Source organism: Pantoea sp. sgz302252 (assembly GCF_042610525.1).
Classification (GTDB): domain Bacteria; phylum Pseudomonadota; class Gammaproteobacteria; order Enterobacterales; family Enterobacteriaceae; genus Erwinia.
The window spans coordinates 162,384-177,507 of record NZ_JBHDVM010000005.1 but is presented as its reverse complement, the minus strand read 5'-3'; the positions used below and the strand labels follow the sequence as shown (position 1 = coordinate 177,507).

General features: G+C 55.1%; 17 protein-coding genes. 13 read left to right on the top strand and 4 right to left on the bottom strand.

The window, feature by feature from the left end; all coding sequences use genetic code 11:
- Positions 1-29: 29 nt before the first annotated feature.
- The 4 genes from cspD (at position 30) to ltaE (ending at position 5,140) form a co-directional block, all read left to right on the top strand.
- A complete protein-coding gene (gene cspD, locus ACETPC_RS11245) occupies positions 30-263 on the top strand; it encodes a cold shock-like protein CspD (RefSeq protein ID WP_380181386.1) in 234 nt (77 codons plus the stop codon).
- Positions 264-568: 305 nt separating this feature from the next.
- Entirely contained in the window at positions 569-2,197 is a 1,629-nt protein-coding gene (gene hcp, locus ACETPC_RS11240) for a hydroxylamine reductase (protein ID WP_380181384.1), read from the top strand.
- 144 nt (positions 2,198-2,341) lie between these two features.
- Positions 2,342-4,063 (top strand): ubiquinone-dependent pyruvate dehydrogenase, encoded by a 1,722-nt coding sequence (gene poxB / locus ACETPC_RS11235; RefSeq protein WP_380181382.1) that lies wholly within the window; start codon positions 2,342-2,344, stop codon positions 4,061-4,063.
- A 63-nt stretch (positions 4,064-4,126) separates the two neighbouring features.
- Complete coding sequence (gene ltaE, locus ACETPC_RS11230) at positions 4,127-5,140, top strand: low-specificity L-threonine aldolase (RefSeq protein ID WP_380181380.1); 1,014 nt, start codon at positions 4,127-4,129, stop codon at positions 5,138-5,140.
- Positions 5,141-5,233: 93 nt separating this feature from the next.
- Here ltaE and ACETPC_RS11225 read toward each other — a convergent pair whose 3' ends face one another.
- Both ACETPC_RS11225 and ACETPC_RS11220 read right to left on the bottom strand, forming a co-directional pair.
- Positions 5,234-5,989 carry an N-acetylmuramoyl-L-alanine amidase gene (locus tag ACETPC_RS11225; RefSeq protein ID WP_380181742.1) on the bottom strand — a complete coding sequence of 252 codons (756 nt, stop codon included), beginning with the start codon at positions 5,987-5,989 and terminating at the stop codon, positions 5,234-5,236.
- 65 nt (positions 5,990-6,054) lie between these two features.
- On the bottom strand, positions 6,055-6,378 hold the full coding sequence (locus ACETPC_RS11220; RefSeq protein WP_380181379.1) for a heavy metal-binding domain-containing protein: 324 nt from the start codon (positions 6,376-6,378) through the stop codon (positions 6,055-6,057).
- Between the two features lie 105 nt (positions 6,379-6,483).
- Between ACETPC_RS11220 and ACETPC_RS11215 the strand changes: the two genes are divergently transcribed.
- The 6 genes from ACETPC_RS11215 to ACETPC_RS11190 all read left to right on the top strand — a co-directional run bounded on the left by ACETPC_RS11215 (position 6,484) and on the right by ACETPC_RS11190 (position 10,957).
- Positions 6,484-7,020 (top strand): lipoprotein, encoded by a 537-nt coding sequence (locus ACETPC_RS11215; protein ID WP_380181377.1) that lies wholly within the window; start codon positions 6,484-6,486, stop codon positions 7,018-7,020.
- Positions 7,021-7,200: 180 nt separating this feature from the next.
- A complete protein-coding gene (gene artP, locus ACETPC_RS11210) occupies positions 7,201-7,929 on the top strand; it encodes an arginine ABC transporter ATP-binding protein ArtP (RefSeq protein WP_380181376.1) in 729 nt (242 codons plus the stop codon).
- 14 nt (positions 7,930-7,943) lie between these two features.
- Entirely contained in the window at positions 7,944-8,675 is a 732-nt protein-coding gene (artJ, locus tag ACETPC_RS11205; RefSeq protein ID WP_380181740.1) for an arginine ABC transporter substrate-binding protein, read from the top strand.
- Positions 8,676-8,679: 4 nt separating this feature from the next.
- Positions 8,680-9,396, top strand: coding sequence for an arginine ABC transporter permease ArtQ (artQ, locus tag ACETPC_RS11200; RefSeq protein ID WP_380181374.1), 717 nt, complete (start codon positions 8,680-8,682; stop codon positions 9,394-9,396).
- A complete protein-coding gene (gene artM, locus ACETPC_RS11195) occupies positions 9,396-10,064 on the top strand; it encodes an arginine ABC transporter permease ArtM (protein WP_380181372.1) in 669 nt (222 codons plus the stop codon). Before artQ ends, artM begins: the two co-directional genes overlap by 1 nt.
- 131 nt (positions 10,065-10,195) lie before the next feature.
- On the top strand, positions 10,196-10,957 hold the full coding sequence (locus tag ACETPC_RS11190) for a transporter substrate-binding domain-containing protein (RefSeq protein WP_380181370.1): 762 nt from the start codon (positions 10,196-10,198) through the stop codon (positions 10,955-10,957).
- On the opposite strand, the gene rlmC is transcribed toward ACETPC_RS11190, so the two are convergent.
- Both rlmC and ACETPC_RS11180 read right to left on the bottom strand, forming a co-directional pair.
- Positions 10,943-12,070 (bottom strand): 23S rRNA (uracil(747)-C(5))-methyltransferase RlmC, encoded by a 1,128-nt coding sequence (rlmC, locus tag ACETPC_RS11185; RefSeq protein ID WP_380181368.1) that lies wholly within the window; start codon positions 12,068-12,070, stop codon positions 10,943-10,945. The genes ACETPC_RS11190 and rlmC overlap by 15 nt on opposite strands.
- A 48-nt stretch (positions 12,071-12,118) precedes the next feature.
- Entirely contained in the window at positions 12,119-12,577 is a 459-nt protein-coding gene (locus ACETPC_RS11180; RefSeq protein ID WP_380181366.1) for a YbjO family protein, read from the bottom strand.
- A gap of 260 nt (positions 12,578-12,837) precedes the next feature.
- Here ACETPC_RS11180 and ACETPC_RS11175 point away from each other — a divergent pair, with 260 nt between their 5' ends.
- The 3 genes from ACETPC_RS11175 to ACETPC_RS11165 are packed head-to-tail and all read left to right on the top strand — an operon-like array spanning position 12,838 to position 15,094.
- The gene (locus ACETPC_RS11175; RefSeq protein ID WP_380181364.1) at positions 12,838-13,506 is read left to right on the top strand and encodes a nucleoside recognition domain-containing protein; all 669 of its coding nucleotides are present in this window, start codon (positions 12,838-12,840) and stop codon (positions 13,504-13,506) included.
- Complete coding sequence (locus ACETPC_RS11170; RefSeq protein ID WP_380181362.1) at positions 13,496-13,969, top strand: YjiG family protein; 474 nt, start codon at positions 13,496-13,498, stop codon at positions 13,967-13,969. The genes ACETPC_RS11175 and ACETPC_RS11170 overlap by 11 nt, the downstream gene beginning before the upstream one ends.
- Before the next feature lie 21 nt (positions 13,970-13,990).
- Complete coding sequence (locus ACETPC_RS11165; RefSeq protein WP_380181360.1) at positions 13,991-15,094, top strand: M20 peptidase aminoacylase family protein; 1,104 nt, start codon at positions 13,991-13,993, stop codon at positions 15,092-15,094.
- Positions 15,095-15,124: the final 30 nt, after the last annotated feature.

Here is a 15,124-nt window from a genome sequence, read left to right as displayed (position 1 = left end):
TTTGAACGTCTTGCGAGGGATCCAAAAGCATGGAGACGGGTACTGTTAAATGGTTCAACAATGCCAAAGGCTTCGGCTTTATCTGTCCGGCTGGTGGCGGCGAAGATATCTTTGCTCACTACTCCACTATCCAGATGGATGGCTACAGAACGCTGAAAGCCGGGCAGCAGGTTCAGTTTGATGTGCATCAGGGGCCAAAAGGCAATCATGCCAGCCTTATCGTTCCCGTTGATGCCGCCGCGGCGGTGGCTATTACTGCCTGACCGCCAGACTACTCATTCTGACCAACCTTGCAGTAAAATGCCAGCCAGTGTCGCTGGCATTTTTATGGGCAACTTTTACCAACACTAGTAAAGTGGCGGCGTTCTGTCATTTTTCAAGACGGAATCAGGCAAAATTAACTCGCGCCCTCTTTCCGTTACAGGCTGCTTATTGCTAAAAAAGTGCCCTGCTTTCCCTCGACCTGTGGCAAATTTGCGTTAAATCAATCCGTTTGCACTTAATTAAGACGTTCAGCCTGTTCAGGATTAATGTTGCATTCTTAATGCATCTTTAAAGGAGCAAGGCTATGTTTTGCGTTCAGTGCGAACAAACTCAGCGCCGGACTACCGGCAACGGCTGTACCGGCACGCAAGGCGCCTGTGGAAAATTAGCGCAGACGTCAGATCGCCAGGATCTGCTTATCGCTGCCTTACAAAATCTTTCCGCCTGGGCTGTAGCAGCCCGTAATGAAAACATTATTCTGCACGAGATTGATAGTTTCACGCCAAAGGCGCTGTTCGCCACCTTAACTAACGTGAATTTCGATTCAAGACGCATTTTGGCTTTAACGCAGCAGGCCATAAAGTACCGCGAGCAGCTAAAAGCCTGCTGCAAAGTGCAAACCCAGACTATGCCGGAAGTTATTCTGGCTGATGAAGAAGCTATGCAGCAGCAGGCGCATGCCTGGCGTCCTAATCGCGGAGAAGCTGCTGAAGATGTTATCGGTCTGCGCCTGCTGTGCCTTTATGGCCTGAAAGGCGTGGCGGCTTATATGGAACATGCCCACGTTTATGGCCGCTACGACAACGATCTCTATCTGCAATTTCATCAAATTATGGCCTGGCTGGGCACGCAGCCGGAAGAAACCAGCGAGCTGCTGGCGGCGGCGATGCGAATTGGCAAAATGAATTTCGCAGTGATGGCGATGCTGGAAGAGGCGCAAACCGCCGTTTATGGCATCCCACAGCCTGTTGCGGTCAACACTAAGCCGGTTGCGGGAAAAGCAATTTTAATTTCCGGACACGATTTGCGGGATTTACAGCTGCTGTTAGAGCAAACGGCAGGCAGCGGCATCAATATTTACACCCATGGCGAGATGCTGCCCGCTCATGGCTATCCACAGTTAAAAAAACACCCGCATCTGGCGGGCAATTACGGCAGCGGCTGGCAAAATCAACAGAAGGAATTTGCCGCTTTTCCTGGCCCGATAGTGATGACCTCCAACTGTATCATTGACCCTTTCCGGGGCGATTATCAGCAGCGCATCTGGACTCGCAGCATTGTCGGCTGGCCCGGCGTCGCTCATCTGGCTGACGATGATTTCTCAGCGGTAATCGCCCAGGCACAGGCAATGCCGGGTTTTATCCATAGCGAGATCCCGCACGTTATCAATGTGGGTTTTGGCCGACAAACATTGCTTGATACCACTGACGCTCTGCTCGATCTTGTGGCACAGGGGCAGCTAAGGCATGTTTTTCTGATTGGTGGCTGTGACGGCAACCGTGCGCAGCGTAGCTATTTCACGGAGCTGGCAACGGCTGTACCAAAAGACTGCCTGATCCTGACGCTGGGCTGCGGAAAATATCGTTTCAACAAGCTGGATTTTGGCACGCTTGACGCGCTGCCTCGTTTACTTGACGTAGGGCAGTGTAATGACAGCTATGCGGCTATTATGCTGGCGGTCAGGCTGGCGGAAAAGCTAGGCTGCGGCGTAAACGATCTCCCTTTATCGCTGGTGCTTTCCTGGTTTGAACAAAAAGCGATTGCGGTGCTGCTCACGCTGCTGTCGCTGGGCGTTAAAAATATTTATACCGGCCCGACAGCGCCTGCATTTCTGAGCGAGAACCTGCTGACGCTGCTGGAAAACGAATTCGGCCTGCGCGCCATTTCGACGCCAGAAAAGGATTTAGCAACGTTGCTGCGCCAGCCCGTCTGATAAAACCTTTTACAGATTAAACAAGCGCGAAACCCACCTTCGCGCTTTCCTGCCCTCTTATTTATCCAGCCTCGACTATGCTTTTTGCTGAAGATCATCCTGCCATCGGGACGATGACTCATTAAACTTATAAAGGAGCCAGAGATGAAGCAAACGCTAGCCGCACTGGTGGCGAAAACGCTTGAAAACGCCGGCGTAAAACGCATTTGGGGCGTAACCGGGGACTCGCTTAACGGGCTGAGCGACAGCCTGAACCGTATGGGCACCATTGAATGGATGCCGACCCGCCATGAAGAGGTCGCCGCATTCGCCGCCGGAGCGGAAGCGCAGATCAGCGGCAATCTCGCCGTCTGCGCCGGTTCCTGCGGGCCCGGCAACCTGCATTTAATTAACGGCCTGTATGATTGCCACCGCAACAATGTACCTGTGCTGGCTATTGCCGCCCATATTCCTTCCAGCGAGATCGGCAGCGGCTATTTTCAGGAAACGCATCCTCAGGAGCTGTTTAAAGAATGCAGCCATTACTGCGAACTGGTCTCTAATCCCGAGCAGCTACCGCAGGTGCTCGGCATCGCTATGCGCAAAGCCATCATCAACAAAGGCGTCTCTGTGGTCGTTATTCCCGGCGATATCGCATTGCAGCCCGCGCCTGAAGGCGCCAGCGCCGACTGGTATCCGCCACAGTTCCCAATTGTTCAGCCGCCGTCAGGCGAACTGGACAAGCTGGCGCAGCTGCTTCAGGAGTCGAAAAAAATCACGCTGATGTGCGGCTATGGCTGTGCAGGCGCGCATGATGAAGTGGTGCAGTTAGCGGAAACGCTGAAGGCGCCCATCGTCCACGCGCTGCGAGGCAAAGAGCACATCGAGTACGATAATCCTTACGATGTGGGTATGACCGGTCTGATTGGTTTTTCGTCCGGTTTTCACGCGATGATGAATGCCGATACGGTGCTGCTGCTGGGAACACGCTTCCCTTACCGGGCTTTTTACCCTACCGACGCCAAAATTATTCAGATCGATATCGATCCTGGCAGTATCGGTTCCCATTGCCATGTCGATATGGCGCTGGTTGGCGATGTCAGAGCCGCCCTGTGCGCGCTGTTGCCGAAACTGGAAGTGAAGCAGGACAGGCGTTTCCTTGATAAAGCGCTGAAGCATTATCAGGAAGCAAGAAAAGATCTGGACGATCTGGCGACGGCCAACGACAAGCAGGCGATCCACCCGCAATATCTGGCTCAGCAGCTAAGCGAGCTGGCCAGCGACGATGCGATTTTTACCTGCGATGTTGGCACGCCAACCGTTTGGGCAGCGCGCTATCTGAAAATGAACGGCAGGCGCCGCCTGCTGGGCTCTTTCAATCACGGTTCAATGGCTAATGCAATGCCGCAGGCGCTGGGCGCGCAGTCGATTGATAAGCAACGCCAGGTTATCGCCATGTGCGGCGACGGCGGCTTCTCGATGCTGATGGGCGATTTTCTTACCGTTGCGCAGCTTAACTTGCCGGTGAAACTGGTGGTGTTCAACAACAGTTCGCTGGGTTTTGTGGCAATGGAGATGCAGTCTGGCGGCTATCTGACCGACGGCACCGAACTGCATAATCCCGCCTTTGCCGATATTGCAAAAGCCTGCGGCGTTAAAGGGATTCGCGTCGAACGCGCTTCCGAGCTGAACCACGCCATTCAGGAAATGCTGGCGCACGATGGCCCGGTATTGCTGGATGTGATCACCGCCAGCGAAGAGCTGGTAATGCCGCCGGAAATAAAACTGGAGCAGGCCAAAGGCTTCAGCCTTTATATGCTGCGCGCGCTGATCAACGGCCGCGGTAACGAAGTTGTCGAGCTGGCTAAAACCAACTGGCTGCGGTAAAACTTTGCAAGAGCTAATGTTACGGACGCTGCGGCGTCCGTTTTGCCATTTAAGGAGCGCAAAGTGATCGATTTACGCAGTGATACGGTAACCCGCCCTTCAGAAGCTATGCTGTCAGCGATGATGTCCGCTGAAACCGGCGATGATGTCTACGGCGACGATCCTACGGTCAACGCGCTGGAGGCCAGAGCGGCCGAACTCAGCGGCAAAGAAGCGGCACTGTTTCTGCCAACAGGAACCCAGGCTAACCTGGTAGCATTGCTTTGCCACTGCCAGCGCGGCGAAGAGTACATTGTCGGCCAACTGGCGCATAACTACAAATATGAAGCCGGAGGCGCGGCCGTGCTCGGCAGTATCCAGCCTCAACCGATTCTGGCGGAAAAAGACGGCACGCTGCCGCTGGACGTAGTCGAACAATTTATAAAGCCGGACGATTTCCATTTCGCGATAACCAAACTGCTAAGCCTGGAAAATACCCATAATGGTAAAGTGCTGCCGCTGAGCTACCTGAAAGAAGCATGGGAATTTACACGCAAACATAAACTGGCGCTGCATGTCGACGGTGCCCGTATCTTCAATGCGGTAGTAGCGCTGGGCGTATCGCTGCGCGATTTAACTCAGTATTGCGATACGCTGACTATCTGCCTGTCAAAAGGGCTGGGCGCGCCCGTTGGTTCGCTGCTATGCGGCAGCAAAGAGTATATTGAACGCGCGAAACGCTGGCGCAAAATGACCGGCGGCGCGATGCGCCAGTCAGGGATCCTGGCCGCTGCGGGTCTTTATGCGCTTGAGCACAACGTGGCGCGGCTACAGGAAGACCACGATAATGCCGCGTGGCTGGCAGCGCAGCTAAAAGCAGCTGGCGTACAGGTTTCCAGCCAGAATACCAATATGGTTTTTGTGCGGCTGCCGGAAAACCAGAGCGCGCCGCTTAAAGCCTGGATGCATGATAAAGGTATTGTTCTGCATACCGGCGCCGTAACGCGTCTGGTAACGCACCTGGATGTGGATCGCCATGCGCTGGAAAAAGTGGTTGCGGAATGGAAGGCTTTTCTGACAGCCCATCCTGACGCTTAACAGGAGTGTTATTACCGTACCGCCTGGCTAAGGATCCCCAGGCGGCCCGGAGGCGGACCTCCAGAAAGCTTTTTTTAGCCAGCCAGGCAAGCTTCAGTTCGGAATATATTTCTCAAGCAGCGCGGCGGCGATAGCCTCGCTTTCCGCATCTGCAATTCCACTGTAATTAGCCGGACGAAAGTGCATCTGAAACGCGGCAATTACCCGCTGCTGCTGCTTAGTGGTCATGGTTGATGTCACCTCGTAGCCATAGCGTGCCAGCAGCTGTAGCAGATAAGCGGCATCTGTCAGCTGTTCAGGCGCTCTGCCCGCCAGATAGTAACGCACGCGATCGGCATTCGGCCAGGCGCCGATCCCTTGCTGGTAGAGCCAGTGCCAGGGAAACAGTGGCCCGGGATCCTGCTTGCGCTGCGGCGCGATATCGCTGTGTCCGACAATGTCCTGTGGTTGTATGTTGTAACGAAAAACAATATCCCGCATTAGCGGTCTTAGCGCTTGCATTTGCGCGGTGGAAAACGGGTACCAGACGCGGCCGTCTGCCGTGCGGTGATAGCCCGGATTTTCCAGCTCAATGCCAACAGAGGTATCGTTGAGCCTTGTTGCCCCGCGCCAGAAGCTGATGCCAGCATGCCATGCCAGTTCTGATTCCGGCACCAGCCGCAGCACCGTCGGTTGCTTGCTGTATAGGGGCGGTGTAGCAGGGATCAGATAATGCGCACTGACTTCCTGGTCGGTCAACGTGGCCAGCGAGCTGGGAAAATCTTCGGCGGTATAATGAATGACCAGCACTTTGACACGCGGACGAGCGCCGTAAGCGGCATGCCGTGTATCCACCACGTAGCCATCCATTTTATCCAATCCGGCGCTGCAGGCGCTTAGTGCTAACGCCGCCGCCACGATCAGCAGCAAACGCATTAGCGGCGTGTTTTAACAGCGGTGCCGCTGACGCTAACCATCAACATGCTGCTATCCTTGCCAACCGTTTCGTAATCGATATCAATGCCGACCACGGCATCCGCGCCCAGCGCTTTCGCCTGTTCTTCCAGCTCGGCAAACGCTATCTGACGCGCTTTACGCAGCTCTTTCTCGTAAGCGCCAGAACGGCCGCCGACGATATCGCGGATACCGGCGAAAAAGTCGCGGAAAATATTAGCGCCTAAAATCGCTTCGCCAGTAACCACGCCGCAGTAGGCGGTGATAGGTTGTCCTTCCAGCGTTGGGGTAGTTGAAAACTGCATTAGCTTCTCCTTGAACACGAATATCGGGTTTTAGCTCTTATCGCCAGGCAGAGCAGCTATACTTTATGCTAAAAAACGCCATCCAGAAACCATAAGGAAATCAAGATGAAGTTACAGCTTGCCGCTCTGGCTCCGCTGGCGCTGCTGCTCAGCGCCTGTACCACGGTACAACCTGTCTATAAGGATAATGGCAGCCGCACCTCTCCCTGCGCGGAAGGCGGCCCGGATTCTGTCGCTCAGGCGTTTTACGATCTCCGTGTTGAGCAGCCTGCTCAGGGCCTGCCGGATTCGACGCAGCTGGCCAAATACCGTCCTTATCTCAGCGACAGGCTCTACCAGACCTTGCTGAAAGCCAGCAGCGATCCGCAAAAAGAGGCTGCTTTGAGCGGCGATATTTTCTCCAGCCAGGCCACGGGCGCTACTTCGGCGAGCGTTGCGGATGCTTCCGCCATCCCTAACCGGGACGCGCACAATATTCCACTACGCGTTAAGCTAAGCCGTGACGGCGATAAACCGCAAACGTGGCAGGACGAAGTGCTGATGATCCACGAAGGTACCTGCTGGGCTATAGATGATGTCCGCTACCTCGGCGCCGCGCCTCATATAGAAGGCGGCTCGCTTAGCCAGCGTCTGCTGCGATAGCTTAGCCCGCGTGCCGTTTCAGAACGGCACGCCCCTGCCGGTTTTTCATTCGATTACCCTCATTTTGTGCTAGCCTTGAAGTTAACTTCCTTACATAAGCGAATTTTCCGCCGCGCTGATTGCATAACTATGCCGTCAACGTTAAGATTCGCGGAACTAATTGCTATTCACTTTTTGCGCATGAGTATTCAACTTAACGCTGTAAACTGCTTCTACGGCGCCCATCAGGCGCTTTTTGACATAGAGCTGGCGTGCCCGGAGGGCGAAACGCTGGTTCTGCTCGGCCCAAGCGGCGCCGGCAAGAGCTCGCTGCTGCGCGTGCTTAACCTGCTGGAGATGCCGCGCTCCGGGACTCTGGGCATTGCCGGTCATCACTTTGATTTCAGCAAAGCGCCGGGCGACGCCGCTATCCGCGAACTGCGCCAGAACGTCGGCATGGTGTTTCAGCAATATAATCTCTGGCCTCATCTGACGGTGATGCAAAATCTGATCGAAGCGCCCTGCCGCGTGCTGGGCCTGAGCAAAGATCGGGCGCTGGCGCGTGCGGAAAAGCTGCTGCAGCGTTTGCGGCTGACGAGCTTTGCCGATCGTTTTCCCCTGCATCTTTCCGGCGGCCAGCAGCAGCGCGTAGCTATTGCCAGAGCTTTAATGATGGAACCGGCCGTGCTGCTGTTTGATGAGCCGACGGCGGCGCTGGATCCGGAAATCACTGCGCAGATCGTGTCGATTATTCAGGAACTTTCTGAAACCAATATCACTCAGGTGATCGTCACCCACGAGGTCGAGGTGGCGCGTAAAACGGCCAGCCGCGTCGTCTATATGGAAAACGGCTATATCGTGGAACAGGGTGACGCCAGCCGCTTCACACAGCCGCAAACCGAAGCGTTTGCTAACTATCTTTCGCACTGATGCAGGACATAATGATGAAAAAAATCGTACTTGCCGCGCTGTTAGCCAGCGTAAGCCTGGGCGCAAGCGCCGCGCAGACGCTTCGTTTTGCTACCGAAGCTTCCTATCCTCCTTTTGAGTTTGTCGATTCCGATAACAAGATTCAGGGCTTTGATGTCGATCTGGCTAACGCGCTGTGTAAAGAGATGGACGCGACCTGCACCTTTACTAATCAGGCTTTCGACAGCCTGATCCCGAGCCTGAAATTCCGCCGTTTTGATGCGGTGATGGCCGGTATGGATATTACGCCAGAACGTGAAAAACAGGTGCTGTTTACCAAAGCCTATTACGATAACTCCGCCCTGTTTATCGCGCAGAAAGGCAAAGTCGCTGATGTAGCCGCGCTAAAAGGCAAACGCGTCGGCGTACAAAATGGCACCACGCACCAGAAGTACCTGACTGAAAAGCGTACCGATGTTAAAACCGTGCCTTATGACAGCTACCAAAACGCTATTCTGGATCTGAAAAACGGCCGCATCGACGCTGTTTTCGGTGACACCGCGGTAGTGAACGAGTGGCTGAAGCAGAACGCCGCGCTGGCACCAGTGGGCGAGAAGGTCACCGATAAGGCCTACTTCGGCACGGGCCTGGGCATCGCCGTTCGCCAGGGCAATACCGAACTGCAGAGCAAATTCAATGCCGCGCTGGATAAAGTCAAAGCTGACGGCACCTATAAAACCATCTACAGCAAATGGTTCCAGCAATAACGGAATGAACGAACTTTATCCTCTTGCAAGCGCCGCCGGGATGACCGTCGGCCTTGCCGTTTCTGCGCTGGCCGCAGGCCTGGTGCTGGCGATGATTTTTGCGGTCTGGGAATCTGCACGCTGGCGACCAGTGGCCTGGCTCGGCACCGCGCTGGTCACGCTGTTTCGCGGCCTGCCGGAAATTCTGGTGGTGCTGTTTGTTTATTTCGGCGCTTCACAGCTATTACTGACGCTTTCCGACGGCTTTACGCTACACCTCGGTTTTATGACGCTGCCGGTGCAAATGACCATTGAGAACTTCGACGTCAGTCCTTTTCTCTGCGGCGTTATCGCGCTGTCGGTGCTTTACTCCTCTTACGCTTCACAAACGCTGCGCGGCGCGCTGAAAGCGGTTCCGCAAGGACAGTGGGAATCAGGCCAGGCGCTGGGAATGAAAACCTCTGCGATTTTCTTCCGCCTGATCCTGCCGCAGATGTGGCGCCATGCGCTGCCAGGTTTAGGGAACCAGTGGCTGGTGTTGCTAAAGGATACGGCACTGGTTTCGTTGATTAGCGTCAATGACATCATGCTGCAAACCAAAAGCATCGCCGCGCGCACTCAGGAACCTTTTACCTGGTATATGATTGCGGCCGCTATTTATCTGGTGATTACGCTGTTAAGCCAGCAGGTGCTTAAGCATATTGAAGCGCGTACGACCCGTTTTGAGCGGGGGCATAACTGATGCTGAGCTATTTACCCGATCTGCTGCAGGGGCTACATACCAGCCTGACGCTAACGGTGGCTTCGCTACTGCTGGCGCTGCTGCTTTCACTGCTGTTTACGGTGATTCTGGCGTTGAGAGTAGCGGTACTGCGTCAGCTTGTACGCGGCTATATTACGTTATTTACCGGTACGCCGCTGCTGGTGCAGATTTTCCTGATCTATTACGGCCCGGGCCAGTTTCCTTCAATTCAGGCGATCCCATGGCTGTGGGACTGGCTTTCGCAGCCGTGGCTCTGCGCGCTGCTGGCTCTGTCGCTTAACAGCGCGGCCTACACTACGCAGCTTTTCCACGGCGCGGTAAAAGCTATACCTGGCGGTCAGTGGCAATCCTGCGCCGCGCTGGGTATGAATCGCAAAGATACGCTGCGTATCCTGCTGCCGTACGCTTTTAAACGCGCCCTATCCTCTTATTCCAACGAGGTAGTGCTGGTGTTTAAAAGTACCTCGCTGGCCTACACTATTACGCTAATGGAAGTGATGGGCCACGGTCAGCAGCTTTACGGACGCACTTACGATGTGACGGTTTTTGCCGCAGCGGGCGTAATCTACCTTTGTGTAAACGGCCTGCTGACGCTACTGATGCGGCTGATTGAGCGGCGGGCGCTGGCCTTCGAGCGCCGTAGCTAAAACCGGATGCCGATGGCGCCCGCTATCGGCATTCGTTCAAAAACAGCCTGCAATCGCCTGTTAATCAGCAGATAACCTCATCGCCCCAGCCTGCATACTACCCTGATACTATTCACGCAAGGGCCGGATTTATGCTCAGGATTTGCGTTTTTCTTCTTGTCGGCGTAGCCGCCAGCGCGCTGGCCAGCGGCCCGGTTCGTTTTGCCGCCTCGGCGACCTATCCTCCCTTCGTCTATCTGAATGCCGGGCACCAGATGGTGGGCTTTGATATCGATCTTGCCAATGCCCTGTGCGAAAAACTGCGTCGGCAGTGCCTTTTTACCAATAACGATTTTGACCGGCTGCTGCCTTCTCTGAAGTTCAATCGCTACGATGCGGTGATTTCCGGGCTGGACATTACCGAAGAACGCCAGGAAGTGGCGAGCTTTACTCGCCCTTATCTGGATAGTTCTGCAATGGCGATCGCCGTCAAAAATCATTATGTCTCTTTTGAACAGCTGCGCGGCAAACGTGTTGGCGTAGCCAACGCCACTACGCTGCAATCCTGGCTACAGGCTACATGGCCGGATATCGTTACCGTCACCTATGACAGCTATCAAAATGCGCTGCTGGATATTCGCAACGCCAGGCTGGACGCTATTTTCGGCGAAACGCCCTCTATGCTGGCGATGCTAAAAGCCAATCCGCAACTGGCCCGCGTGGGCGAGCCAATAAAAGAGAACCGCTATTTCGGCGCGGGGTTGGGTATTGCGGTACGCAAAGGCGATGACGCTTTGCTAAACCAGCTTAACGAAGCGCTACAAAGTCTGGAAAGTGACGGCACCCTGCAAAAGCTTAAGCTGCGCTGGTTCGGTGATGCCGCCACGCTTCCCGCAGAGTCAGAGATGCCGTAACAGCGTCAGAACTTCGCTGTGCGCGGTATGCGGGAACATATCAAATAGCTGCACTTTTACTACCGCGTAATCACTCAGGCGGGCGATATCGCTGGCCATCGTCTGCGCATTGCAGCTGGAATAAAGAATATACGGCGGCGCCATTTGGCTCAGATAGTCGCACAGCGCTGCGCCAATGCCGCGGCGCGGCGGATTAACCAGTACAAGATCGGGCGTGCTGCCTTTGCTGGTGGCGAAAGCCGTCGAGTCCAGCGCGGCGAAACTGACTTTTTCCAGCCCCATCTTTGCCGCCGAGCGTTTGGCGCAGGCGATTGCTTCCGCATTGATTTCAATGCCGGTCAGGGTCATTTCAGGCGTGGCGCAATGTAAGCCAAAGCCGCCCACGCCGCAGAAAAGATCCCACATGCTGTGAATGTCCAGCTCGCCCACCCAGGCTCTTGCCGTGGCATACAGCGACGCGGCTACCCGGGGATTGGTCTGAAAGAAACTTTGCGGTCGGATCCAGAGCGGCACATCGTTGAGCTGTTCAGCCAGCGCCTGGTTTTCCGTCAGCGGGATCTCTTCTTCACCCTCCAGAATTGCCATATGCACCGGCTGAATATTTGCGGATATCACCCTGAGCTGAGGCAGCTGATCTTGTAAAACAGGCAGCGCCTTGCGTAATTGGGCCAGCTTCTCTTTTGAGCGCAGCACAAAGCGCAGCATCAGTTCTCCGCTTCGGCTGCTCTCTGTCAGCAGAATAAACTTCAGTTCACCGCGTTTGCGCGCCACGTTATAAGGCGTCAGGCCAGCGCGGGCGATAAAGGGTTTAAGCCGGGCAAATACTTGCGCAAAGCTGTCAGGATAAAGCGGGCAATCACAGAGATCTACCGGCGCGCCATCAGGATGTACGATGCCCAAAACGGGACGCTCCACGCTGCCGCTAACCACCATTTTCGCTTTATTGCGAAAGCCCTGCTGTGCCGAAGCGACAGGCGGCAGCCACTCGCTTACCGCCTGCTCCGACAGGAGCTGATGCAGCAAGGATTCTTTTTGGGCAAGCTGTTGCGGATAGGGGCGATCCAGCCACTGGCAGGAGCGGCAGCGATCGGCATCATAAAGGGCGCAGTGCATGTGAAATCTCGTAAAACCAAAGCGGGCGGGGATTGTATCACTCCGGCTTCAGCGCTGCCGAAAAAATTCCCGGCTGCTGGCAGGAACGAAAAGCAGCAGCAATACCAGCACATCGGGCAGCTTTTGCGAGGCTAACAGATGGCCCGTATCGCCATTGAGATTAAATATTTCTGGGGTAATCCAGCCTGCAGCGGCAATCAATAGATAAAAGCTGACAATAATCTGCGTGAAGACGTAGCCCCTGCGGCCCCAGCTACGGCCTTGCAGCAATGCGAGCGCGCAGCGCAGCTCAGTGAAAAAGAGCAGCTGGCTGGCGATAAAAATCAGCGTGGCGCTCCAGCTTTGCGCCGTAAGATGAACGAAACTCATCACCCCTGCCATGCCCATTTCATGGACTTCCAGCAGAATGCCTGAACAGCGTGTCATAATGATAGCGATGGCCGCCGTCATTACCGGCACGGGAATATCGGAAGCCGATAAACTCTCCTGTTTCAGCACCTCAGACATGGTTTCCTCCCGTCAACGCTCTATTTTGGTGCATGCGCCCTCTCTTCCTTTGTCCTCGGGAAAAATTCGCTGGTTGCTGTCTTTAGCGAGAAACAAAAAAGCGCGGCACAGCTGTAAATTTATTCTGAAGCGCCGTCCTGGCACGATATCTGCTTAGTTTCAATTGCAACGGCAGCAATTTATGTTTAGTCCAGATTATGAACTCTTGCCACTGCCCGCGTTTTTATTCTCTTATTACTGAAAATTCAGGGAGCTTAACCATGAGTAATGAATCGGCAAAAGAGCGCCAGCGCTGGTCGCCCGGCCTGGGCGCTTACCTGTCCCTGATAGTGGCGATCCTTTTCTTCTCCGGCCTGTTTTTAAACGTGGCGGGCGCTAAATGGCTGGGCGCTTTTGATTTCACCACCCTCGGCGGCAAATTCGGCGCCATCAAAGATGCGGCGCACGCGACTTTTCTTGGCGAAGGCGGTACCGGCGCCAAAGCCGGATTTCTGTTCGCCCTTTCTCTGGTGCCTACGGTGATGTTGGCGCTGGGCCTGCTGGAAATTTTCACCCACTATGGCGCAATCCGCGCCGCCCATCAGCTGCTTACGCCGCTGCTGAAACCCTTGCTCGGCATTCCCGGCCGCTGTGGCCTGGCGCTAATCACCGATTTGCAAAGTACTGACGCGGGCGCGGCGCTGACCAAAGAGCTGCACGATGAGAAGCAAATCAGCAAAAAGGACGTGGTCATTATGGCTGCCTGGCAATATTCCGGCGCGGGCCTGATCAATAACTATTTCGCAATCGGCTCGGCGCTGTTTGTCTCGCTTTCTGTGCCTGTGCTGGTGCCGCTACTGCTGATGTTTGTTCTCAAATTTGTTGGCGCTGCCCTGGTGCGCCTGGTATTAACCGCCTTCTATAAGCAGGATTTTCAGCATGAAAAATAGTCCGCAGGTCGCCGTTTCCGGCAATCCTTTCGATATTTTCGTTGTCGGCGCGCGCAAAGGGTTTCATATCGCCATTCACAACCTGATGCCTAATGTGATCATGGCCTATGTAATTGCCGAAATGCTCAATCTGCTGGGCATCATGGCCTTTATCGGCAAGGTATTTGCGCCGGTAATGGGTCTGTTTGGCCTGCCGGGCGAAGCGGTGACAGTGCTGCTGACCGCCTGGCTCTCTTCTTCTGCCGGAACCGGCGTAGCAGTGAGCCTGCTGGCGAAAGGCGTGCTGATCGGCGCCGATATCACCATCCTGGCGCCTGCCATCTTTCTGATGGGATCGCAGTTGCAATATATGGGTCGCCTGCTGGGTGTAGCCGACGTGCCGAAAAAGTACTGGCCGCTGCTGATGCTCACCAGCGTTATCAATGCCGTTATCGCCATGCTGGCGATGCGTCTTATCGCCTGATTTTAAAAGGGAGAATCGACCGTGTTAAAAGTTTTGGAGCACTACGCTTACCTGCATGAAATTCCTGAGCTGGGCTTTCAGGAGTTTAAAACTTCCGCTTACCTGAGCCAGCAGCTTAAGGCCGCCGGTTTTCAGGTAACAGAAAACGTCAACGGCACAACCGGCATCGTCGCCCTGCTTGACAGCGGCAAGCCGGGGCCAACGCTGGCGCTGCGCGCCGATATGGATGCGCTTGGCCACGTAATCAACGGCGAAGCCTGCGCGCGCCATACCTGTGGGCACGATGCCCATTCATCGGTGGTACTGACCGCCGCTCAGGAGCTGATAGCGGAAAAGGCGATAAAAAAAGGTCGCCTGAAGCTGATTTTTCAACCGGCGGAAGAGTTAGGCACTGGCGCGCTGGCGATGGTAGATGGCGGCGCAGTTGATGACGTGGATATGCTGTTGGGATTCCATCTTCGTCCGGCGGAAGAGTGCGCCGTAGGCACTGCGATCCCCGCTATGTATTATTCAGCCTGTCTCACTATCGAAGCAACGATCGGCGGGCAGACTGCTCATGCCGCCCGGCCTCATCTGGGCGTCAATGCCCTGGATGCAGCGGTCAGCGCCGTGCAGGCAGTCAACGCTGTTCATATGGCGCCGGGTACAAGCTGGAGCGCCAAAGCTACCCGCTTTTTGTGCGATGCGGGCGTCACTAATTCGGTGCCCGATGTCGCTCGTGTAGTGTTCGATCTTCGCGCGGCGGAAAACGAAGAGATGACGCTGCTGCAAAGCCGGGTAGAACGGGCTATCACGCAAAGCGCCGCCGCCTATGGCGCAACCGCGGAGATTGAAGTGCTGAAAGCGATGCCCGCAGCGGAGATCGATGACGAGATGACCGCGCTGGTGGCGGAATCGATTAAAGAAGTGCTGGGCGAAGCAGCGCTGATGCCGGTACGCTCAACGCCGGGCAGCGAAGACTTTTTCCACTATGCCGTACAGCGCCCGGCGATAAAAGCGGGTTTTTGGGGGTTGGGTACAGGCCTGACGCCGGGCCTGCACCATCCCGAAATGCGTTTCGATCTGAATGCGCTGCCGGTCGGCGTCAAAATATTTAAAACCTGCGTAATTAAAGTTTTGGGATAGCCTGAAAAGCAACAGGCGGCTTAGCCGCCG

Coding starts and splice junctions, on each gene's coding strand:
- cspD (WP_380181386.1), top strand. CDS start 30: ATGGAGACGGGTACTGTTAAATGGTTCAACAATGCCAAAGGCTTCGGC.
- hcp (WP_380181384.1), top strand. CDS start 569: ATGTTTTGCGTTCAGTGCGAACAAACTCAGCGCCGGACTACCGGCAAC.
- poxB (WP_380181382.1), top strand. CDS start 2,342: ATGAAGCAAACGCTAGCCGCACTGGTGGCGAAAACGCTTGAAAACGCC.
- ACETPC_RS11225 (WP_380181742.1), bottom strand. CDS start 5,989: ATGGATGGCTACGTGGTGGATACACGGCATGCCGCTTACGGCGCTCGT.
- ACETPC_RS11220 (WP_380181379.1), bottom strand. CDS start 6,378: ATGCAGTTTTCAACTACCCCAACGCTGGAAGGACAACCTATCACCGCC.
- ACETPC_RS11215 (WP_380181377.1), top strand. CDS start 6,484: ATGAAGTTACAGCTTGCCGCTCTGGCTCCGCTGGCGCTGCTGCTCAGC.
- artP (WP_380181376.1), top strand. CDS start 7,201: ATGAGTATTCAACTTAACGCTGTAAACTGCTTCTACGGCGCCCATCAG.
- artJ (WP_380181740.1), top strand. CDS start 7,944: ATGAAAAAAATCGTACTTGCCGCGCTGTTAGCCAGCGTAAGCCTGGGC.
- artQ (WP_380181374.1), top strand. CDS start 8,680: ATGAACGAACTTTATCCTCTTGCAAGCGCCGCCGGGATGACCGTCGGC.
- artM (WP_380181372.1), top strand. CDS start 9,396: ATGCTGAGCTATTTACCCGATCTGCTGCAGGGGCTACATACCAGCCTG.
- ACETPC_RS11190 (WP_380181370.1), top strand. CDS start 10,196: ATGCTCAGGATTTGCGTTTTTCTTCTTGTCGGCGTAGCCGCCAGCGCG.
- rlmC (WP_380181368.1), bottom strand. CDS start 12,070: ATGCACTGCGCCCTTTATGATGCCGATCGCTGCCGCTCCTGCCAGTGG.
- ACETPC_RS11180 (WP_380181366.1), bottom strand. CDS start 12,577: ATGTCTGAGGTGCTGAAACAGGAGAGTTTATCGGCTTCCGATATTCCC.
- ACETPC_RS11175 (WP_380181364.1), top strand. CDS start 12,838: ATGAGTAATGAATCGGCAAAAGAGCGCCAGCGCTGGTCGCCCGGCCTG.
- ACETPC_RS11170 (WP_380181362.1), top strand. CDS start 13,496: ATGAAAAATAGTCCGCAGGTCGCCGTTTCCGGCAATCCTTTCGATATT.